The sequence below is a fragment of the Nesterenkonia sp. YGD6 genome (assembly GCF_022565895.1).
Classification (GTDB): domain Bacteria; phylum Actinomycetota; class Actinomycetes; order Actinomycetales; family Micrococcaceae; genus Nesterenkonia.
This window is the reverse complement of the sequence record NZ_JAJOYY010000002.1, coordinates 30,757-51,093: the sequence shown is the minus strand read 5'-3', so window position 1 is coordinate 51,093 and position 20,337 is coordinate 30,757. Positions and strand designations below refer to the sequence as shown.

Genomic DNA, 20,337 nt, shown 5'->3' with positions numbered 1-20,337 from the left:
TTCTGCGGGGAGCCTGTGTGCAGGGATCTTCTTCAGAGGTGCGAAGCCTGCCAGACAGCACAACAGCCTAGCACCGGGGATGACAGAACCCCAATCATCACGGGGATGATCGGGGTTCTGGGAGGGTGTATCAGCCTTCGCAGGAGCTAGCCGCGCAGCGCCTTGCGGTCGGGGCGGGTGCGGTAGGGGTCGACGCCCTTGGGGATCGGCGGCCGGGAGATCGGCAGTGCGGTGAGCCGGCGGTCCACCGCGTTGACCTCGTGCTTGGTGAGCTTCTTGTCGAGCTTCTTGATCGTCTTGGCCAGCTTCTGCAGCGGGACCTGCTGGTCCCCGCGTCCGGACTGGATGATGTGGATCGGCACGCCGGTGTCCCGAAGGATCGGGCTGAACCGCTTGCGGGTCTTCTCGACCAGCTTGTTCACCCGGCCGGCGGGTCCCTCGGTGACGAGCACCAGGCCTGGCTTGCCGAGCACCCGGAAGATCGCGTCCTGCGTCTTCGGGTCCATCGCGACCGGCTCCTCGGTGACGATCCAGCCGCGCTTGAGCGTGCTCAGCGCGGCGGCGGCGGCACCCGGACGGCCCTCGATGCGGGAGAAGGCTGCCTTCTCGGCTCGTCGGTTCATCACGATCATCGCGGCCAGCAGGCCGAAGGGCAGACCGATCAGCAGACCGGTGACCCAGTTCATCAGCAGGGTGAAGAGGAGGAAGAACACGCCGAGGGTGGCGAAGAAGGCCAATGCCATCCACCACCCGATGTTCGGGTCATAGGAGCGGGTCATGGTGAAGACCTGCTTGATCCGCGCGAAGAAGCCTTCCTGCTTATTGGCCTTCTTGCGGGCCTTGCGGTCCCGCTGTTCAGCCTTCTGCTCGGCCTTGAGGTTCTTGAGCGCGGCCTTTGCCTCTGCCTTGGAGGAAGCCTTGGGAGGTGTGGAGTCTGCTGGTGCCATAGTGATCTCAGTCTACCGCAGGCTCAGTAGCCTGCGGCGACCAGCGTGGCGGCCTCCTGCTTGGTCGCCCCGGAAGGTTCGATGTGTGCCAGGGCGGCGGGAATCTCCAAGCCCTTCTTCTGCATCGCCTTGGCCCAGAGGGACCCGGCGCGGTAGGAGGAGCGCACCAGCGGCCCCGACATCACACCCAGGAATCCGATCTCTTCGGCCTCCTGGGAGATGTCCAGGAACTCCTGGGGCTTGACCCAGCGATCCACCGGGAGGTGCCGAGGGGTGGGCCGCAGGTACTGGGTGATGGTGAGCAGGTCACAGCCGGCGTCGTGGAGGTCGCGCAGAGCTTCGGAGACCTCCTCACGGGTCTCGCCCATGCCCAGGATCAGGTTGGACTTGGTGATCATGCCGTGGCCGCGTCCCTGGGTGAGCACGTCCAGGGAACGTTCGTAGCGGAACGCCGGGCGGATCCGGCGGAAGATCCGCGGAACCGTCTCGACGTTGTGCGCGAACACCTCCGGGGCGGCCTCGCAGATTCCGGCGATGTTCTCCTCGCGTCCGGAGAAGTCGGGAATCAGGATCTCCACTCCGGTGCCGGGGTTGAGCTCGTGGATCTTCCGGATGGTCTCGGCGTAGAGCCACACGCCCTCATCGGGGAGGTCATCGCGGGCGACGCCGGTGACGGTCGCGTAGCGCAGCTGCATCTCATTCACCGACTGGGCCACCTGCAACGGCTCGGACTCGTCCACGGCGCCGGGGCGGCCGGTGTCGATCTCGCAGAAGTCGCAGCGTCGGGTGCAGGCGGAGCCGCCGATGAGGAAGGTGGCCTCGCGGTCCTCCCAGCATTCGAAGATGTTGGGACACCCTGCTTCCTCGCAGACGGTGTTCAGGCCCTTCTCTCCGACCCGCTTCTTCATCTCGGTGAACTCGGTGCCGATCTTGACCTTGGTGCGCATCCACTCGGGCTTGCGCTCCACGGGGATCGAGGCGTTGCGTGCTTCGACGCGCAGCATGCGTCGGCCTTCAGGTGCCACAGTCACTGTGGTGCTCCTTCTGTAGTTCGGGACATCTCACAGGTGCCCTGGTCTGCGCCGTGGCCGGTGGTTCCGGCAAGGGCGGGCGCGTCGTCGTCGTGGCGGTGCAGCAGCGGAGGCAGCGCGCGGCGCAGCTCCTCGGTGACCCGGTCGGCCACCTGTTCGGGGGTGACCTCGTAGCCCAGCTCGGCGCTGATGCTGGTGGTCTTCGCGTCGGTGATCCCGCAGGCGATGATGTTCTCGAAGGGCGCGAGGTCGTTTGAGCAGTTCAGGGCGAACCCGTGCATGGTCACCGAGCGGTGCACGCGCAGACCGATGGCGGCGATCTTCCGGTCGGGGCCGTCTGAGGTGATCCAGACCCCGGAGCGTCCGGGCACCTGGGTGCCGGTGATGCCGAAGTCCGTTGCGAGGATCCTGATTAGCGTCTTCTCCAGCACGCAGACATAGTCCTTGACCAGGGATCGATCGCGCAGGTGCAGGATCGGGTAGCCGACGAGCTGGCCGCGGCCGTGCCAGGTGATCTTGCCGCCGCGATCCACATCCACCACCGGGGTGCCGTCTTCAGGGAGGTCCGCAGGTTCGGTGCGACGGCCGGCCGTGTAGACGTCGGCGTGCTCGAGCAGCAACACGGTGGAGGGCGCCGAGCCCTGCTGCACCGCGGTGTGCAGCCGCCGCTGGAGACTGAGCGTCTCGGAGTAGTCGAGGAGCTGCGGGTCGAACCCCAGCTTCGTGAATGAGAGCTCCATGACACCAGCCTAAACCGATCGGGCCGCGCTGCGGGAACTGCGGCCGCAGATGACCTGTGGATAACCCATGGGCGGGGTCTGCGGGCGGTCAGAATGGGTGTCATGGACGGTGACATCACCCGGGGCACCACCCGGGGCATCACGGGGCCCGCCCCTGATCGGGCCGAGCCGCTGGAGCGGTTCGCGCGCGGCTTCGACGCTTCGGGGACCGGAGGCTGGGACCCTCCGGCGGCCCGAGGCATCAGGGTGGAACGGCTGCTCGGGGTGGGCAGCAGCGCCCTGGTCTGGCTGGTGTGGTGGGATTCTCCCGCGGAACCCGACTGGCAGCTCGTCGACGGCTTCCCGCCGGCGGCCTTCGCCCTGAAGGTCCCCCGCGCGCATGCAGCCGGGCGTCCGCCCCTGCACACTGTCGCGGCCGAGCTTCAGGCGCTGGACATGCTGCGTCATGGTCATCTGGTCCGCGCCTATGGAGCCCTGGAGACCTCCCAGGGGCTCGGGCTGATGCTCGAGCCCTACAGCGCCGGATCACTCGCCGGGCTGCTGGGCAGCGTCGGCAGTGTCAGCCTCGGAGAGGTCGTCACCGTGCTGACTCCCATCGCGACCGCCCTGGGGGCGCTGCATCAGGGCGGAGTCGCCCATGGGGACGTCTCACCGGGGAACATTCTGCTGGCCGCCGACGGCAAGCCTGCGCTGGGTGATCTCGCAGACGCCGTGATCCTCGGGACGCCGCGCTCCGACACCGGGACTCCGGGGTTCGCCGCCCCAGAACGAGAGTTGGAGGGTCGACTGCCTCAGGGCGCGGATTCGGCTACGCGGCGAGAAGCCCGCGCTGGGCTGGCCCCGGAGGCCGACGTGTATTCCCTTGCTGCCGTCGCATGGTTCGCGCTGACCGGGTCGGTGCCCGCTCGGGGCCGTCGGCGGGCACCGCTGCGGAGTCTGCGCCCGGAGCTGCCTGAGTCCATCACGCTGCTGCTGGAGTCGGCACTCCACGGCGATCCGCGGCTGCGCCCGAGTGCGGAGGACTTCGCGGTCGAGCTCTTTCGCTGCGCAGCACCTGCCGCCCTGGACCTGTCACCGCATGTGCACGAAGAGGTGGTGCCCGAGCTGCCCACCCTGCACGGCTCCGACACCGGCCGCCGGCGCTGGGCGCCCAGGTTCGGAGCGGTCGCTCTGGCGGCCCTGGTGTTCGCCGGGCTCTGGCTCTCGGCGGGCATCTTGACCCCCACCCCGACGACGACGCCCGCCCCGGCCTCGCTGACCGCGCAGCCCGCTCAGGAGCACAGCGACGAGAGCGGGTCCGAGGACTCCCTTCCGGAGGACCCGCGCCCCTGGCAGCTGCTGCACCACCGGGACCCGGTGCAGGCTGCGGAGGGCCTCGCGGCCCTGCGGACCCAGGCGCTGCGCGAGGTCTCGCGGGAGCAGGTGCAGCGCTACACCGCAGCAGAGAGCCCGGCCCGAACGGCTGAGCTGGCACTCATCGAGGGTTTCACCGAGCGCGGGCTGACCTACCAGGGCGCGCCGCTGGAGATCAGCGTCAGCGAGGAGCGGGACCCAAGCGGATCCGATCGGCAGGTCCAGGGCCTCGACCGGCAGACACAGCGGGTCGCCGAGCTGCGCGCCTCGGTGACGGCCACAGGGCTGGAGACCGGCGCTCCGGAATCCCAGGAGGTGGTGCTGGTGCTGCACCGGCAGGACGGGAAGTGGCTGCTGCACGCCGTTCGTGAGCTCAGCTCCGCCGGAGGATGACGCTGCCACCGAGGACGATGTGGCATCGGTGGCGGAACCGGGCCAGACGCAGAACAGGGCCCGTCCGAATGGACGAACCCTGTTCTGCGTAGCGAGGTTCGAGGCGGCCGAGCCGCCCGGCTCAGGCTCCTGAGAGTCCTCGCCTGAGCGTCTGCCGGTCTCTAGAGTCCCAGCTGAGCTTCGAAGTTGCCTTCTTCCAGGCGAGCCTTCAGCGTCTGCATGAAGCGACCGGCGTCTGCTCCGTCGACCAGGCGGTGATCGTAGGTCAGCGAGAGGTACATCATGTGCCGGATGCCGATGGACTCGTTGCCGTCGGCGTCGGTGACGACCATCGGGCGCTTCACGATCGTTCCGGTGCCCAGGATGGCGACCTGCGGCTGGTTGATGATCGGCGTGTCGAACAGGGCCCCGACGGAACCGAAGTTCGTGATCGTGAAGGTGCCTCCGGAGAGTTCACCCGGGCCGATCTTGGACTGACGGGTCCGCTCGGCCACATCGGCGATCTTCTTGGACAGTCCGGCGATGCTGAGATCTCCGGCGTCGTTGATCACCGGCACCAGCAGGCCCTTATCGGTGTCGACCGCCAGGGCCAGGTGCTCGCTGTCGTGGTAGGTGATCTGCTGGTTGGCCTCGTCGTATTCGGCGTTGAGCTTCGGGTGCTGCTTGAGCGCCTCGGTGACTGCGGTGCCGATGAAGGGCAGGTAGGTGAGGTTCACACCGTTCTGCGCCTTGAAGGAGGCCTTCGCCTTGGCGCGCAGGTTCACGATGCGGGTCATGTCGACCTCGTGGACCTGGGTCAGCTGCGCGGAGATGTCCAGCGACTCGTTCATCCGCTGGGCGATCACCTGGCGGATCCGCGGTGCCTTCTCGGAGGAGCCGCGCTTGCTTGTGTCCACCTCGACCTTGGGTGCAGACTTCGCGGTCGCGGGAGCCTCGGCAGGGGCTTCAGACTGAGCCTGGGACTTGCTCGCCTCGGCGGCGTCGACCACGTCCTGCTTGCGGATGCGCCCACCGACCCCGGAGCCCTTGACATCGGCCAGGTCCACGCCCTCGTTCTTGGCCAGGCGGCGCACCAGCGGGGTCACGTAACCCTCGGCGGAGGAGTCCGAGGACTCTGCCTTCGGCTCAGACTTCGACTCGGTCTTCGGCTCGGTCTTCGGCTCGCTCTCAGCCGGCGCGTCCTTCGCGGTGCGCTCCTCGGGAGCGGGCTCCTGCTCCGGCTCGGACTGCTCGGGTTCAGCCTGCTTCGGCGTCGATTCCTCGGTGGCCGGCTCGGCTGCCTTCTCCTCCGCCTCAGCGTCCTGCTCCTGCTCGGCGTCGGCGGATGATCCGCCTGAGCCTGAGCCTGAGCCTGAGCCGATGAGGGCGAGCACGGCGCCGACCTCGATGGTCTCGTCCTCGGAGACCTTGATCTCCTGGATGGTGCCTGCCACGGGGGAGGGGACCTCGGTGTCGACCTTGTCGGTGGAGACCTCCAGCAGCGGCTGATCGACCTCCACGGTGTCGCCGACCTCGACGAGCCAGCGGGTCACGGTGCCCTCGGTGACGGACTCGCCGAGAGCCGGAAGAGTGATCTCCTGGGTCTCGCCGCCGTCGGAGGACTCTGAAGAGGAGTCCGAAGAGCTCTCCTCGGAGGTGTTCTCCTGCGCGGCCTGCTCGGTGGCCTCGGGCTGCGCGGCCTCTGTCGCGGCATCCTCTGCCTCTTCGGCCTCGGACCCGGACCCTCCGTCGCCCGAGGGCTCAGGCTCGGACTGCTCAGGCTCGGCGGACTCCTCGGCGGAGTCGTCCGAGGAGCCGGAGTCGCCGGAGCCGGACCCGTCACCGATCCTGACCAGCGGGGCACCCACTTCGATGGTCTCGTCCTCGGCGACGAGGAGCTCCTCGATGGTGCCGGCGGCCGGGGAGGGGACCTCGGTGTCGACCTTGTCGGTGGAGACCTCCAGCAGCGGCTGGTCGACCTCGACGGTGTCACCGACCTCGACGAGCCAGCGGGTCACGGTGCCCTCGGTGACTGACTCACCCAGGGCTGGAAGGTTAACGGTTTCAGACATGGTGTCCGACTCCTACTCTCAAAATTCGACACAGCCTCACGGCTGGAACATTTATCTCTACGGGCAGTTCTGGAAGGGCTCCCGGGCGTCCGGGAGACGCGGGTCAGCCGTGCAGCGGGTGGCCGAACAGCGCCATCGCAGCCTCGCCCATGGCTTCGTTCTGCGTGGGGTGTGCGTGGAGCAGGGTAGCGACGTCCTCCGGGTAGGCCTCCCAGTTCACGATCAGCTGGGCCTCGCCCACCTGCTCGCCGATCCGGGTGCCGATGCCGTGGACTCCGACGATCGGGCCGCCCTTGACGCCGACCATCTTGATCAGGCCGCCGGTGCCCAGGATGGAGGACTTGCCGTTGCCCGCGAGGTTGTACTCGGTGATCTCGATCTGGTCCTTGCCGTACTTCTCCTCGGCGGCGGGCTGGGTGTAGCCCACGGACATGATCTCCGGCTCGCAGTAGGTCACCTTGGGGATGTTGATGTCCTCGACGATCACGGGGTTGTTGCCGGCGATCTCCTCGGCGACGAAGATGCCCTGCTGGTAGCCGCGGTGCGCCAGCTGAAGACCCGGGACGATGTCGCCGATCGCGTAGATGTTGCCGACTCCGGTGTGCAGCCGCTCGTCGGTGATGACGAAGCCGCGGTCCAGGGTGATGCCGGCGTCCTCGAAGCCGAAGCCCTCGGTGACGGGTCCGCGACCCACGGCGACCAGGCAGATCTCGGCCTCGAAGGTCTTGCCGCCTTCCAGGGTGACCTTGACGCCGTCGTCGGTCTCTTTGACCTCGTTGAAGAAGGTGCCGGTGTTGAACGTGATGCCGCGCTTCTTGAAGGTCCGCTCGAGCTGCTTGACGATCGCCGGGTCCTCATTGGGCACCAGCGAGGGCAGACCCTCGATGATGGTGACCTCGGTGCCGAAGGAGGTCCAGGCGGAGGCGAACTCGCAGCCGATCACGCCGCCGCCGAGCACGATCGCCGACTTCGGGGTGTAGTCCAGCTCGAGGGCCTCGGTGGAGGTGATGATCTTCTTGCTCAGCGGCAGACCGAAGGTCTTCGAGGTCGAGCCGGTGGCCAGCACGATGTTCTTGCCGGTGTAGCGGGTGCCGTCGACCTCGATCTCGTTCTCCGAGACCAGCTTGCCCTCACCGGAGATGACGGTGACCTTGCGCATCTTCAGCAGTCCGGTCAGACCCTTGTACTTGCCGGCGACGATGCCGTCCTTGTACTCGCGGACCTTGGCCATGTCCACGCCTTCGAAGTTCATCTTCACGCCGTACTTCTCCGAGGTCCGCGCCTCATCGGCGAGCTCGGCGGAGTGCAGGTACGCCTTGGTCGGGATGCAGCCCCAGTGCAGGCAGGTGCCGCCGAGCTTGTCCTTCTCGATGAGGCCCACGGTGAGTCCGTGCTGGACTGAGCGAAGCGCAGCGGCATAGCCTGCGCTGCCCCCTCCGAGGACGAGTACGTCGAATTCCTGAGGCTGGTCGGCCACGGTCATTGCTCCCTTGCATTGAGTGAGACGTGAAGATCATTGTTCGGTCTGAGAGAGGCCCTCGGCGGGCGATCAGGCCCGCCCAGGAGCCTCTCCCAGGTGTTCACTGCGTTCAGCCTATCGCTTGTGCGCAGGCATCAGCCACTGGATCAGCGGCTCAGGCCTTCGAGGTAGCTGATCAGTGTGCGGACCATCACGCCGGTGCCCGATTTCGGGGTGTACCCGTAGGCGCCCTTCTCATTGAACGCCGGACCTGCGATGTCCAGGTGGGCCCACGGGATGCGCGTGGTCTCGGGGTCCAGCGGGTCGGTGGCGGCGCCGGCGCGGTCACCGACGAACTCGCGCAGGAAGGCGGCCGCATTCATCATGCCGCCGAAGCGGTCGCCGAGGTTGGTGAGATCGGCCACCTCGGAGTCGAATCCGGAGCGCGCCTCCTCGGGGATCGGCATCGGCCAGAGGCTCTCGCCGGCCTGCTTCGAGGCCATCAGAAGGGCTTCACGGAGCTCCTCGTTGCCCATCACGCCGGTGGTGCGCACGCCCAGGGCGATCATCTGCGCTCCGGTGAGCGTGGCCACGTCGATGATCGCGTCGGGCTGCTCCGCGGAGGCCGCGACGAGACCATCGGCCAGGACCAGGCGACCCTCGGCGTCGGTGTTGAGCACCTCCACGGTCTTGCCGCCATGGATGGTGATGACGTCCTCGGGGCGCTGGGCGGTGGAAGAGGGCATGTTCTCGGCCAGGCACAGCCAGCCGGTGACCTTGACCGGCAGGTTGAGGTCAGCGGCCGCCCGGACGACGGCGGCCACCGTGGCCGCACCACCCATGTCCAGCTTCATCGTGGTCATCGCGGCGGCAGGCTTCAGCGAGAGCCCGCCCGAGTCGAAGGTGATGCCCTTGCCGACCAGCGCGATGTGCGCCACCGGCTTGGCGGGGGAGTGTTCCATGCGGACCAGGCGGGGCTTGCGGGAGGACCCGGCGCCGACGCCGAGGATGCCGCCGAAACCGTCGCGGGCGAGCTCCTTCTCACCCCAGACCTTGATCTTGAGCTTCGCGGCCCGTGCGGTGCCGCCCTGCTGAGCCGGGGCCTTGGTCCGGTCACCGAGCTCGGAGACGACGTCGGCGAAGCTCTCCGGGTAGAGGTGGCTCGGGGGAGTGTTGACCAGGTCGCGGGCAGCACGCACCGCGGAGCCGACGACGACGGCCCGGTCGATGGCGGGCCGGGTCTGCTTGTCCTTGAGCTCGGTCAGCACCTGGATGTCGCTGACCGGGGTGGCCGAGCGGGACTCCTCGGAGGTGCGGAAGTGGTTGAAGGAGTACGCGCCTATCGCGGCACCTTCGGCGATGGCTCCGACCTGCTCCACCGAGGCCGCGGGCAGCGCCAGGGCGACGGAACCGATGCTGCCGAGCTGGCGGACTGCGGAGCCGGCGGCGCGGCGAAGCGCCTCAAGGGTGATTCCGCCGGTGGACTCACCGGTCAGCGGCCCCACCCCGATGAGCACCAGCGTCTCCGACGCGAAGCCGTCCATGCCCGGCAGGCGCAGCAGCTGATCCGCCGCTCCCGTGGCGCCCAGCGCCTTGAGCGAGTCCGCCACGCCCTTGGCGGCATCGTCGGCGAGCGGATTTGGGAGCAGGATCGGCCCCTGGGGTCCCTTGGCGACGCCGAGCACGAGGGCGTCGGTGTCGGTCTTCTCGACGGAGGTGGAGACGGCGGAGAGGCTGGGCTGGAAATCGTGGATCACAGTGGTCCTGTCTGATTCCTGGGATGGTGGAATCGGGATAGGTCGTCTTGGTTCTTCTTGATCATCGATCCTAACCAACTTCCATGCGGGAATGCCCGCAGGTGGCATCCTGTTGTACATACGACTCACTGAGCTGACCCGGCTGCGACCAGCGTGACCGACGAGGCTCGGACCCCATATCGGAAAGAGGACCCCTCAGGTGAAGGACCCCCTGGATCTGCTGCATGTCCATCCCGCAGCCGATGGAGATGATGAGTCGAACTCCTCCATCAACCTCGGCGCCCAGGACGGGCATGAGTCCAGCGTGAGCGCCGAAGGCGGCGCTCTGGTGCTCCGCACGGACCAGCCGCCCGCAGAGCGGCTGAGCCTGCTGGTGTCCTGGTCCGGCCACACCGATGCGGGCAGCCTCAGCGAGCAGGTCTCCGAATCCCTGCTTGGCACGCTGCCGCATCGGCGGCTTGCCAGCTTCGACGTCGATGAGCTCTTCGACTACCGGTCCCGGCGCCCGCAGATCACCTTCACGGACAACCGGTTCAGCAATTTCGAGGCGCCCTCGTTGGAGCTCTACGAGGTGCGCGACGCCCTGGGCCGACCGTTCCTCTTCCTGACCGGTGACGAGCCCGACTACCAGTGGGAACGGGTGTCCTCTGCGGTGCTGCAGCTCGTGGACCGCCTCGATGTGAAGCTCGTGGTGCTGGTGGACGCGCTCGGGCTGCCGACCCCGCACACCCGTCCGATCGGAGTGACGGCCCATGGCAACCGAACGGACCTCATCGAGGGCATCTCCACCTGGGGTCCCAGTGCGCAGATCGAGGCTGGACTGAGCCAGTTCCTGGAGCTGCGCGTCGCCGAGGCGGATCGCGACGTGGTGGGCTATACGCTGCACGTCCCGCACTACCTCGCCGGAGGACGGTTCCCGCATGCTGCGGTGGCCGCTCTGGAATACGCAGGTGCGGCGCTGGAACTGATGCTGCCCACCGACGAGCTGCGCGAGTCCTCGCGGATGGTGGAGCAGGACATCTCCCGGCAGGTGGAGCAGAACTCTGAGATCCAAGGCATGGTGGACCGGCTCGAGCGCAACTTCGACGAGTACGCCACCCCGCAGCAGCGGTCGCTGCTGGTCAAGGACGACGACGCGGTGCCCGACGCTGAGGAGCTCGGTGCCGCCGTGGAGGCGTATCTGCGCCATCACGATCCAGCTGCCGACGCCGAAGCCGCTCGCGCCGGCTCGATCGAGGGTCTGCTCGGGGAGTCCCCGACGGGTCCGGCAGGGGAGTCTGAGCCCGCAGGGGAGTCTGATCCGGCTGCCGCCCAGGACTCCGATCCGGTCGACTCTGCCCCGGAGGACCACCCGGAGGACCACCCGGAGAGCCCCGAGACCGAGCCGGAAGATCACGACCGCCGCGAATAGCGGCTGCGCCCGACGGAGGCTCCGGCGGGGTGCCGGGTTTTCCCCAGTGACGGCCAGCTGGACCCCGACAGCGGTGACGTCCACAGCCAGCCGCTGCACGGCTCGGTTGCCGGGTGATGCGATCACGCTGGCTTCATGGACGCACACACCCACGCACAGCATCCGCTCGACGGCTCGATTCAGGGCAGGCCAGCGCCTCCTCAGGGTCCGCTCGACATCCAGAAGCCGGGGGACTGCCTGGCCCTGGTGCGGCACACCTTCGGAAGGCTGCCGCGTGAGTCCCTCGTCGTCATCGGGCTGCTCAACGGCTACACCGGTGGCCACATGCGGATCGATCTGACGCCGGCCCTGCGCGAACCCTTCAGCTCCGCCCGGCTCATCGCCGACTGTCTGGCGGGGGAAGGATCCTCTCCGGCACCCGAGGCGGCCCTGGTCGTGCTGATCGGCGACGGCCCTGCTTCTGCGACCCAGGACGAGGCGTGGCGCTCCTGCCTGAAAGCGCTGCGGATCATGCTCGACTCCGAGTACTGCGTCCGGATCGTCCAGGCCTGGTTCGTCTGCGCGGGCCACGTCCGCGACCCGCTCGGTGCAGACCCACGCGGCGACGCCCTTCCGGGCCGCCGCATCGAGGATCTCCGGATTCCCACGCTGGGAGGTCTCCCCGGCCACACCTCCCGCCGGGAGTCCCCGCCCCTGGACCAGGCGGCCGTCTCGTTTCTCGAGCGCGCGCCGGCCGCTGACCCGGCGCTGGAAGTCCTCCTCGGAGAAGCCCGGCGGCAGCACGATCCGCAGAGTCACGAAGGGAGGCTGCGTCGTCGGCTGGAAGCCTGGGACCTCGCGCTGTGTCAGCAGCTGGACGCAGGTGAGCACGCGTCCCGCACTGCCCCCGCGCCGCGGGAGGGCACTCGGGCACGCACGCCCCAAGAGCTCAGAGCGGACGCTGCGCGCCTCAGAGAGCTCCTCGGGCAGCTGCACACCGGGTTCGACCGGGACCTGCTCATTCCGCTGGCCACGCTGGGACTCGATCACGCCATCATCGGGCTGCGCCATCGGCAGGGCGTCGAAGAGGCTCCCATGGACAGCGCGGAACAACACATGCTGCGGCGCTATGCCGCGTCCTTCCTCGGTGAGACCCATTCTCGCCCCGACTGGGAACGCGTCGACGCGCTCGAAGCAGTCCTCGGCGACCTGGTGCCCTATGCCCGAGCCGCCGAGCGGGAGAACCTGCTGTGCCTCATGGCGTGGATCGAATGGGCCAGAGGCCGAGGCAGCGCAGCCGGATCCTTCATCGATCGGTGCCTGCAGGAATTCCCCGAGAACGAGTTCAGCCGGCTCATCGAGCGACTGATGCAGCTCAAGGGCGTGTGTCTATGGGCCCGCGTCAAGCAGCACAGCTGGTCATGGGCAAGGAGCGCCGTTCCGAGCGCCGACTGACCCGGAAAAGACGCTCAGATTGGGAATGCGGGCGGAACAAGCTATGTTGTGATGCATTGAGACCCTGCAACCATCGTAGGATCATACCCACCGAGGGGCTGTTGACAGCTCCTCAGACAAGTATGATTTTTACAATGGCCTTGACAGGGTCATAGGTGTGTTGACCGACAAGTTCATCGCATCTGCACCATATGTCTAAGTCGGAAGGTCACCGTGCCCACTACTGCGTCCAAGTCCACCGAAGAGAACACGGCCGCTGCAGAGGCTGAGAAGAAGACGCCCGCCAAGAAGAGCCCTGCAGCTCGCAGCACCGCCGCCAAGTCGACCGCGGCGAAGTCCACCGCGGCGAAGAAGAGCCCCGTCTCTTCAGCCGCCAAGGCTCCCGCGAAGAAGGCGCCGGCCGCTAAGACGACCGCAGCCAAGACGACCGTCGCGAAGCCCACTGCGGCCAAGACGGCGGCTGAGAAGAAGAGCGCCGCTGCCGCGACCACCAAAGCGCCCGCGAAGAAGACCGGAGGCCGCAAGAAGGCCGCCGATCCGGTCGACGAGGTCCTCGCCGAGGCGGATGCCGAGGAGAAGGCCGCCCCCACCGCGGCCCTGGAGAAGGCCGTCGCGAAGGCCGTGGCCGATGGGGAAGACCCTGAGGCCATCACCGAGGCCTCCGTGAAGGCCAAGGAGGGCGAGGAGGAGGAGTCCAAGGGTCGCGGCTTCGTCATCTCCAACGCCGATGAGGACGACGCCCCCGCGATCCAGGTGGTCTCCGCCGGCGCGACCGCAGACCCGGTCAAGGACTACCTGAAGCAGATCGGCAAGGTCGCACTGCTGAACGCCGAACAGGAGGTCGACCTCGCGCTGCGCATCGAGGCCGGACTCTTCGCCGAGCACAAGCTGGCCAAGCAGAAGATCACCGACCGCCGGCTGCGCCGCGACCTGGAGCTCGTGGTCGCCGACGGCAAGCGCGCCAAGAACCACCTGCTGGAAGCCAACCTTCGTCTGGTCGTCTCCCTGGCCAAGCGGTATACCGGGCGCGGAATGCTCTTCCTGGACCTGATCCAGGAGGGCAACCTCGGACTCATCCGTGCAGTGGAGAAGTTCGACTACACCAAGGGCTTCAAGTTCTCGACCTACGCCACCTGGTGGATCCGCCAGGCGATCACCCGCGCCATGGCGGACCAGGCGCGCACCATTCGCATCCCCGTGCACATGGTGGAGGTCATCAACAAGCTTGCCCGCGTGCAGCGCCAGATGCTCCAGGACCTGGGCCGTGAGCCCACCCCGGAGGAGCTGGCGCAGGAACTCGACATGACCCCGGAGAAGGTCGTCGAGGTGCAGAAGTACGGCCGCGAGCCGATCTCGCTGCACACCCCGCTCGGCGAGGACGGCGACTCCGAGTTCGGTGACCTCATCGAAGACTCGGAAGCCGTCGTGCCCTCGGACGCGGTGAGCTTCACCCTGCTCCAGGAGCAGCTGCACTCGGTGCTGGACACGCTCGCCGAGCGCGAAGCCGGCGTGGTGGCCATGCGATTCGGTCTCACCGACGGTCAGCCGAAGACCCTCGACGAGATCGGCAAGGTCTACGGCGTGACGCGCGAGCGCATCCGTCAGATCGAGTCCAAGACCATGTCGAAGCTTCGCCACCCGAGCCGCTCGCAGGTCCTGCGCGACTACCTCGACTGAGTCTGAGCCGGACATAGAAGAAGGGTGCGGCCCGGATTTCTCCGGGCCGCACCCTTCTTCGTCTGGTGCTGCGTGCTACTTGGCAGTCACGAGCCGATCTGATTCATCGATCCACTCGACGGTCTTTGGTCGCAGCGAATCTTCGACCTGCCGGCCGTGGTGATTGCAGAAGAGCAGAACACCGGATGTGAGCGCCGCTCGCACGTAAGCCTGTGCTCCGCAGCGGTCGCAACGGTCAAGGGCAGTCAAGGTAGTGGGCTGGTTTTCCACGGTGCCAGTTGTGCCGGTCATGCTCTTCGCCTCCTCAGGTCTATTCTCCAGAGGTCCCGCAGCCGGGAAGGCCCGACCCGGGATCTCTTGGTGTTCAATAGAACCACGAACCGGGCTGTTTCATTCACAGCAGCACCCCGAAACCGCTCTGCTTTCGCTGTGCGCGTACCGACTGCGGCGCTTCTGCGCGGCCACGGAGCCGCGCGCGCTTACGATGACACTGATTCACCCCCACCACAGGAGGACACTGCGTGGCCAAGCGCTCGGAGTATGACGCCCGGCATCTGTCGGTGCTCGAAGGTCTCGAAGCTGTTCGCAAGCGTCCCGGGATGTACATCGGCTCGACCGACTCGCGCGGACTCATGCACTGCCTCTGGGAGATCATCGACAACTCCGTGGACGAGGCTCTGGCCGGCCACGCCTCCACCATCAACATCACCCTGTACCCGGACGATTCGGTCGAGGTCAGCGACGACGGTCGCGGCATCCCGGTGGACATCGAACCGCGTACCGGGCTCTCCGGCCTGGAAGTGGTCTTCACCAAGCTCCACGCCGGCGGCAAGTTCGGCGGCGGCTCGTACAACGCCGTGGGTGGTCTCCACGGTGTCGGGGCGTCGGTGGTCAACGCGCTCTCGGCTCGCCTGGACGCCCAGGTGACCCGCGGCGGGAAGGTCCACCAGCTGTCCTTCCGGCGCGGCGAGCCCGGAGTCTTCTCCGGTTCCCGCCCTGACCCCGACGCGGAGTTCACCCCCGCCCTGGACGGCTCGCCGCTGGACATCATCGGCAAGGCCAAGCGCGGGGTCACCGGAACGACCATCCGGTACTGGTCCGATCGCCAGATCTTCACCTCCGACGCCGGCTTCAACGACATCGAGATCGCCAATCGCGCCCGGCAGACGGCATTCCTGGTGCCGGGACTGCGCATCACCGTGCGTGACGAGCGTGGCCCGGAGCCCCTGGAAGAGGTCTTCCAGTACGACGGCGGCATCAGCGAGTTCGCCGATCACCTCTCTGCCGATGCCTCGGTCACCGACATCTGGCGCATCCAGGGGCATGGGAAGTTCACCGAACGGATTCCGGTGCTCGCCGCCGACGGACGCAGCCACATGGAGGACGTGGAGCGCGACTGCGAGGTCGACATCGCGCTGCGCTGGGGGATCGGGTATGACACCACCGTGCGCAGCTTCGTGAACATCATCGCCACTCCCAAGGGCGGCACCCACCTGACCGGCTTCGAACAGGCGCTGCTGAAGTCCCTGCGCAAGACGGTGGAGTCGAATGCGCGCAAGCTCAAGGCTGGCAGCGACAAGCTCGAGAAGGACGACGTGCTGGCCGGACTCACCGCGGTGGTGACCGTGCGCATCGCAGAGCCCCAGTTCGAGGGGCAGACCAAGGAGATCCTCGGCACACCCGCGGCCCGCCAGATCGTCTCCAAAGTGGTCAGCAAGGAGCTCGAGGCCCGGCTCAGCTCCACCAAGCGGGGTGACAAGCAGCAGGCGACCGCGGTCCTGGAGAAGGTCGTCGCAGAGATGAAGTCCCGCATCTCCGCAAGGATGCACAAAGAGACCCAGCGTCGGAAGAACGCGCTGGAGACCTCCTCGATGCCGGCCAAACTCGTGGAGTGCCGCTCCAAGGGCGTGGCGGAGACCGAGCTGTTCATCGTCGAGGGCGACTCCGCCCTGGGCACCGCGAAACTGGCCCGCTCCTCCGACTTCCAGGCGCTGCTGCCGATCCGAGGCAAGATACTCAACGTCCAGAAGGCCTCGGTGGCGGACATGCTCTCGAACACCGAGTGCGCCGCCCTGCTGCAGGTCATCGGAGCAGGCTCCGGGCGGTCCTTCGACCTCGACGCCGCCCGCTACGGCAAGGTCGTGCTGATGACCGATGCCGACGTCGACGGCGCCCATATCCGCACCCTGCTGCTGACCCTGTTCTTCCGATACATGCGCCCCCTGATCGAGGACGGTCGGGTCTTCGCCGCGGTGCCCCCGCTGCACCGGGTGGAGATCATCCACCAGGGCCGCAGGGCGAACGAGGTCAGGTACACCTACTCCGAGGCAGAGCTGAACCGGCTCCTTGCCCAGCTGGAACAGGACGGGCTGAACTACAAGGAGCCGATCCAGCGGTACAAGGGTCTCGGCGAGATGGACGCCGACCAGCTCTCCGAGACGACCATGGACCCACAGCACCGCGCGCTGCGTCGAATCCGGGTCCAGGACGCCGAAGCAGCCGAACGGGTGTTCGATCTGCTCATGGGTTCGGTGGTCGCGCCCCGCAAGGACTTCATCATCGAAGGGTCCCAGGCGCTGGACCGAGGCCGCATCGACGCCTGAGTCCGAGGCCGCACGGCGAGGACTCGCACCGCCGGGCCGCGCCACGCCGCCGCTACTTCTACCGCATGTAGAAATAATTCGTCGAACAGGCCGGTCGACCCTCCTGACCTCTTTCGCGACCGGTACACTGAACGACGACGACGAGTGCACCTCGACCCCATGTGAGCTGAGACGTGACCCAACAGACTTCTGTCGCCCCAACCGGCGATTCCGCAGCCCGAGCAGCTTCTGCTGCCCCAGGCGCGGAGGCTTCGCAGCCTCAATGGCGACGCAAGGTGGCCGCCTATTGGTCCCTGACCAAGCCGCGCGTCATCGAGCTGCTGCTGGTCACCACCCTGCCCACCATGTTCTTCGCGCAGCAGGGCGTCCCCGATTTCTGGCTGGCGCTGGCCACGCTGGTCGGCGGCGCCATGGCTGCCGGATCCGCCGGAGCGTTCAACTGCTATATCGATCGCGATATGGACAAGCTGATGAACCGGACCAAGAAGCGTCCGCTGGTCACCGGCGAGCTCAGCCCCCGCGAGGCGCTCATCTTCGCCTCGGTGCTGGGTGCCGCCGCGATCGCGGTCCTCTGGTTCGGCACCAATCCGCTGGCCGCAGGACTCGGCGCAGCGGCGATCTTCTTCTACGTCGTGGTCTACACGATCATCCTCAAGCGCCGCACCGAGCAGAACATCATCTGGGGCGGCATCGCGGGGTGCTTCCCTGTGGTCATCGCCTGGGCCGCCGTTCGCGAGACGCTCGAATGGCCCGCGGTGGTGCTGTTCGTGATCATCTTCCTCTGGACCCCGCCGCACTACTGGCCGTTGTCGATGAAGTACCGGACCGACTACCAGACCGCGCATGTGCCCATGCTCGGCGCCGTCGCCACCGCAAAGACCGTCTCAGTGCAGGTGGTGCTCTACGCCTGGGCGACCGTGATGTGTTCGCTGCTGCTGATCCCGATGGGCTGGGCCGGCATCACCTACACCGCCTTCGCGCTGGCCTCGGGGGCCTGGTTCATCTACGAGGCGCATGTGCTGCACCGGCAGGCCGAGAACGGCACCCTCACGGACAAGAAGGCCATGAAGGTCTTCCACCTCTCGATCCTCTACCTCACCCTGCTGTTCATCGGGCTCTGGATCGACCCCTTCATCGGGTCTCCGTTGATGGGCTGATCCTCCCGGCCCTGATGGACTGGCTGTCTCGCCGCCAGGCGTCGATGCTCTCGGGCATCAGGATCCCGGCCGGCTGGTCCTGATCCATCACCAGCAGCGGTCTCGTGGTGTCGAGGGCGGCACTGACCAGCAGCTCACGGATCGGAGTTCTGCGCTGGACGGGCTGATCGGATGTCCGGACCAGACCGGCACAGCGCCGCTTCGACCAGCCCTGCGGGTCTTGCTGCCGCACGGCATTGAGATCCGCGCAGGTGATGAGTCCGATGGCCCGGTACGAGAGGTTCAACACCACTGCCGGGTCGGATTCCTCGAGAACCTGAGCGGCATCGGCCAGTGACCGTGTGCCCAATATGGTGGCACCTAGGGGTGCCATGATGTCTCCGATGTCGGTCATCGCCACGCTCCTCTGGGGGTAGTCGCGTTCCGTCTCTGACCCCGAAGCAACCGGTGTGTGGCGGGCGTTCAATGCGGAAACCGCGAAGCCGTGCGGCGCGCCTAGCAGTGGGCGGATCATGTCTGCTCCTAAGAGTGATGTGATGAGCCCCCTGCTGAACTCAATTCCAGTGTAACCACAGACCACACTCCCGGGAACCCGCCGATAATCAGCTCTGGACAGAGCAGACGACGCTCAAACATTCAAGTAAACTTGTGCCGTCGCTGAGGGCGGCGCCCACGTTCGGAGCGGAGATCACGATGAGCACAGAGTTCAAGCTGAGCGAACAGTTCCTGGACACCGACACTGCCGACGACGCCGTCCTGGATGCGATCGACACCGACGCCGCGGATCGTGACGTCTCGGCCGATCTGCAGATGCTGATCCAGCAGGACAGCGACATCTCAAGCTTTCTGCAGGGACTTGCCCAGGTGTCCGCCGAGCGGTTCAGCGGGACGCAGCCCGTGCTGTGCAGTATCATTCTTGACCGGTCCAAACGCAACGTCGTGGTCGCGGCCAGCAGCCCGGAGGCGGCACGCCTGGATGAGGTCCAGGCCGGCTTCGACGAGGGACCCTGCCTGGAGGCCCAACGGACCGATACCGTGATCAGTGTCGCCGATGTGCACTCCGAGCGACGCTGGCCCGGCTACATGGCAGCTGTGCGGGAGTTCGGCATGCGCAGCGTGCTCGCCCTGCCGCTGACCCTGCAGTCAGAGTCCGCCGCAGCGATGAACCTCTACACCAGCACGCCCGAGGCATTCGGTCCGGCCGAGATCGAGGCCGCCCGCCGCTACGCCGGGCTCGCCTCCAAGGTCGGGGTGATCGCTCTGCGCCTCGCGGCTTACTCGGAGAACGTCGAGCATCTCCAGGCCGCCATGGAGTCGCGCACCGCGATCGACATCGCCATCGGTGTGGTCATGGCGCAGAACCGCTGCAACCAGGATCAGGCCTTCGAGATCCTTCGCAAGGCCTCGAGCCACCGCAATATGAAGCTCCGAGTTCTCGCTGAGGAGCTGGTGGCCACGGTCGGACGCCAGTCAGCCTCCACGGTCTTCGACACCTGAGCCGCTGGGCTGCATGCTCAGCTCCCACGTGACAGGCCGCGCGCGGTTGGATCCCTGCGCGGACGTGGACCTCAGCGCGGACCCGCCTGGTCGACCCACCGCTGACCGGCCGCCTCCGGGGTCGTCGCTCCGGCACTGAGCGCGGCGACCCTCCGGTGCAGATCGGCGATCTGCGCGTCGGTGTCGGGCACCGAGAGCCTGATCCGTGCCTGGGCGCCGTCTGCGCTGTAGTCAGTCGCCGTCACCAGCGTGCCGGCGGCGCGCAGCTCATTCTCCCAGCGGCCCGCCTCTGTGATGGGCGCCTGCACGTCGAAGAGGCGCATGTGTTCCCTGCGTCGGAGCTGACCCTGCTCGCGAGCGCCGGTCAGGGCGCCGGTCACCGAGTCGGAGTAGGCGCTGACCAGTCCGCCGGGTCCGAGCAGGGTTCCGCCGAACCAGCGCAGCACCACGGCCACGACATCACTGAGGTCGGCGTCTCCACCGGGCATCTCAGACTTCAGCAGCGCCGCCAGGATCGGGGCCCCTGCGGTGCCGGAGGGCTCGCCGTCGTCGAGTGCGCGCTGAATCAGCCGGTCGGCGCCGATGACCCAGGCGCTGCAGTGGTGCCGTGCGCCGGGGTGGGCCTTGCGCAGCTGCTCGACCCAGGACTGTGCCGCCTCTGCACTGTCGGCTCGGCGCAGGTGTGTGCGGAACAGTGAGCGTCGACGCTCGATCTCATGAGTGATCTCTGCGGTCGGGCGCAGCACGGTATAGGGCCGGAGATGCTGGGGGAGGTCTGCTCCGGCGGGACCCACGGCGAATGTGGACATGTCTGAGGAGTCTACGAC

The 20,337-nt window shown here is 67.2% G+C and carries 16 protein-coding genes; 7 read left to right on the top strand and 9 right to left on the bottom strand.

Features of this window, described 5'->3' with window-relative positions:
• Positions 1-146 precede the first annotated feature (146 nt).
• Genes LTI14_RS03750 through lipB form a run of 3 tightly spaced genes read right to left on the bottom strand, consistent with a single transcriptional unit; the run spans position 147 to position 2,718 of the window.
• Positions 147-947 (bottom strand): DUF4191 domain-containing protein, encoded by an 801-nt coding sequence (locus LTI14_RS03750; RefSeq protein WP_241464804.1) that lies wholly within the window; start codon positions 945-947, stop codon positions 147-149.
• A gap of 23 nt (positions 948-970) precedes the next feature.
• A complete protein-coding gene (gene lipA / locus LTI14_RS03745; protein ID WP_241475857.1) occupies positions 971-1,978 on the bottom strand; it encodes a lipoyl synthase in 1,008 nt (335 codons plus the stop codon).
• The gene (gene lipB, locus LTI14_RS03740) at positions 1,975-2,718 is read right to left on the bottom strand and encodes a lipoyl(octanoyl) transferase LipB (RefSeq protein WP_241475856.1); all 744 of its coding nucleotides are present in this window, start codon (positions 2,716-2,718) and stop codon (positions 1,975-1,977) included. The genes lipA and lipB overlap by 4 nt, the downstream gene beginning before the upstream one ends.
• A gap of 102 nt (positions 2,719-2,820) precedes the next feature.
• Between lipB and LTI14_RS03735 the strand changes: the two genes are divergently transcribed.
• Positions 2,821-4,464 carry a protein kinase domain-containing protein gene (locus LTI14_RS03735; protein WP_241475855.1) on the top strand — a complete coding sequence of 548 codons (1,644 nt, stop codon included), beginning with the start codon at positions 2,821-2,823 and terminating at the stop codon, positions 4,462-4,464.
• Between the two features lie 161 nt (positions 4,465-4,625).
• Here the strand turns inward: LTI14_RS03735 and sucB are convergent, their stop codons facing one another.
• The 3 genes from sucB to LTI14_RS03720 all read right to left on the bottom strand — a co-directional run bounded on the left by sucB (position 4,626) and on the right by LTI14_RS03720 (position 9,731).
• A complete protein-coding gene (gene sucB, locus LTI14_RS03730; protein ID WP_241475854.1) occupies positions 4,626-6,515 on the bottom strand; it encodes a 2-oxoglutarate dehydrogenase, E2 component, dihydrolipoamide succinyltransferase in 1,890 nt (629 codons plus the stop codon).
• Between the two features lie 103 nt (positions 6,516-6,618).
• Complete coding sequence (lpdA, locus tag LTI14_RS03725) at positions 6,619-7,998, bottom strand: dihydrolipoyl dehydrogenase (RefSeq protein ID WP_255727545.1); 1,380 nt, start codon at positions 7,996-7,998, stop codon at positions 6,619-6,621.
• A 143-nt stretch (positions 7,999-8,141) separates the two neighbouring features.
• A complete protein-coding gene (locus LTI14_RS03720) occupies positions 8,142-9,731 on the bottom strand; it encodes a leucyl aminopeptidase (RefSeq protein ID WP_241464798.1) in 1,590 nt (529 codons plus the stop codon).
• 199 nt (positions 9,732-9,930) lie between these two features.
• On the opposite strand from LTI14_RS03720, the gene LTI14_RS03715 reads away from it, so the two are divergent.
• The 3 genes from LTI14_RS03715 to LTI14_RS03705 all read left to right on the top strand — a co-directional run bounded on the left by LTI14_RS03715 (position 9,931) and on the right by LTI14_RS03705 (position 14,253).
• On the top strand, positions 9,931-11,142 hold the full coding sequence (locus tag LTI14_RS03715) for a PAC2 family protein (RefSeq protein WP_241464797.1): 1,212 nt from the start codon (positions 9,931-9,933) through the stop codon (positions 11,140-11,142).
• Between the two features lie 135 nt (positions 11,143-11,277).
• Positions 11,278-12,576, top strand: coding sequence for a DUF4192 family protein (locus LTI14_RS03710; protein WP_241475853.1), 1,299 nt, complete (start codon positions 11,278-11,280; stop codon positions 12,574-12,576).
• Positions 12,577-12,756: 180 nt separating this feature from the next.
• The gene (locus tag LTI14_RS03705; protein WP_446740377.1) at positions 12,757-14,253 is read left to right on the top strand and encodes an RNA polymerase sigma factor; all 1,497 of its coding nucleotides are present in this window, start codon (positions 12,757-12,759) and stop codon (positions 14,251-14,253) included.
• A 75-nt stretch (positions 14,254-14,328) separates the two neighbouring features.
• Here the strand turns inward: LTI14_RS03705 and LTI14_RS03700 are convergent, their stop codons facing one another.
• Complete coding sequence (locus LTI14_RS03700; protein ID WP_241464794.1) at positions 14,329-14,544, bottom strand: DUF7455 domain-containing protein; 216 nt, start codon at positions 14,542-14,544, stop codon at positions 14,329-14,331.
• Positions 14,545-14,774: 230 nt separating this feature from the next.
• On the opposite strand from LTI14_RS03700, the gene LTI14_RS03695 reads away from it, so the two are divergent.
• Positions 14,775-16,856, top strand: a complete 2,082-nt coding sequence (locus LTI14_RS03695) for a DNA gyrase/topoisomerase IV subunit B (protein ID WP_241471057.1) — start codon at positions 14,775-14,777, stop codon at positions 16,854-16,856.
• Between the two features lie 173 nt (positions 16,857-17,029).
• A complete protein-coding gene (locus LTI14_RS03690; RefSeq protein WP_241464792.1) occupies positions 17,030-18,013 on the top strand; it encodes a heme o synthase in 984 nt (327 codons plus the stop codon).
• Here LTI14_RS03690 and LTI14_RS03685 read toward each other — a convergent pair.
• Positions 17,988-18,407, bottom strand: coding sequence for a hypothetical protein (locus LTI14_RS03685; protein ID WP_241464791.1), 420 nt, complete (start codon positions 18,405-18,407; stop codon positions 17,988-17,990). The genes LTI14_RS03690 and LTI14_RS03685 overlap by 26 nt on opposite strands.
• A 299-nt stretch (positions 18,408-18,706) precedes the next feature.
• Between LTI14_RS03685 and LTI14_RS03680 the strand changes: the two genes are divergently transcribed.
• A complete protein-coding gene (locus tag LTI14_RS03680; protein WP_241475851.1) occupies positions 18,707-19,510 on the top strand; it encodes a GAF and ANTAR domain-containing protein in 804 nt (267 codons plus the stop codon).
• A 71-nt stretch (positions 19,511-19,581) separates the two neighbouring features.
• Here the strand turns inward: LTI14_RS03680 and LTI14_RS03675 are convergent, their stop codons facing one another.
• A complete protein-coding gene (locus LTI14_RS03675) occupies positions 19,582-20,319 on the bottom strand; it encodes an IMPACT family protein (protein WP_241475848.1) in 738 nt (245 codons plus the stop codon).
• Between the last annotated feature and the right edge of the window lie 18 nt (positions 20,320-20,337).

What these genes read in the sequence shown, in the direction of transcription:
- LTI14_RS03750 (WP_241464804.1), bottom strand. Translation starts at nt 947, where the DNA reads ATGGCACCAGCAGACTCCACACCTCCCAAGGCTTCCTCCAAGGCAGAG.
- lipB (WP_241475856.1), bottom strand. Translation starts at nt 2,718, where the DNA reads ATGGAGCTCTCATTCACGAAGCTGGGGTTCGACCCGCAGCTCCTCGAC.
- LTI14_RS03735 (WP_241475855.1), top strand. Translation starts at nt 2,821, where the DNA reads ATGGACGGTGACATCACCCGGGGCACCACCCGGGGCATCACGGGGCCC.
- sucB (WP_241475854.1), bottom strand. Translation starts at nt 6,515, where the DNA reads ATGTCTGAAACCGTTAACCTTCCAGCCCTGGGTGAGTCAGTCACCGAG.
- lpdA (WP_255727545.1), bottom strand. Translation starts at nt 7,998, where the DNA reads ATGACCGTGGCCGACCAGCCTCAGGAATTCGACGTACTCGTCCTCGGA.
- LTI14_RS03710 (WP_241475853.1), top strand. Translation starts at nt 11,278, where the DNA reads ATGGACGCACACACCCACGCACAGCATCCGCTCGACGGCTCGATTCAG.
- LTI14_RS03700 (WP_241464794.1), bottom strand. Translation starts at nt 14,544, where the DNA reads ATGACCGGCACAACTGGCACCGTGGAAAACCAGCCCACTACCTTGACT.
- LTI14_RS03685 (WP_241464791.1), bottom strand. Translation starts at nt 18,407, where the DNA reads ATGACCGACATCGGAGACATCATGGCACCCCTAGGTGCCACCATATTG.
- LTI14_RS03680 (WP_241475851.1), top strand. Translation starts at nt 18,707, where the DNA reads ATGAGCACAGAGTTCAAGCTGAGCGAACAGTTCCTGGACACCGACACT.
- LTI14_RS03675 (WP_241475848.1), bottom strand. Translation starts at nt 20,319, where the DNA reads ATGTCCACATTCGCCGTGGGTCCCGCCGGAGCAGACCTCCCCCAGCAT.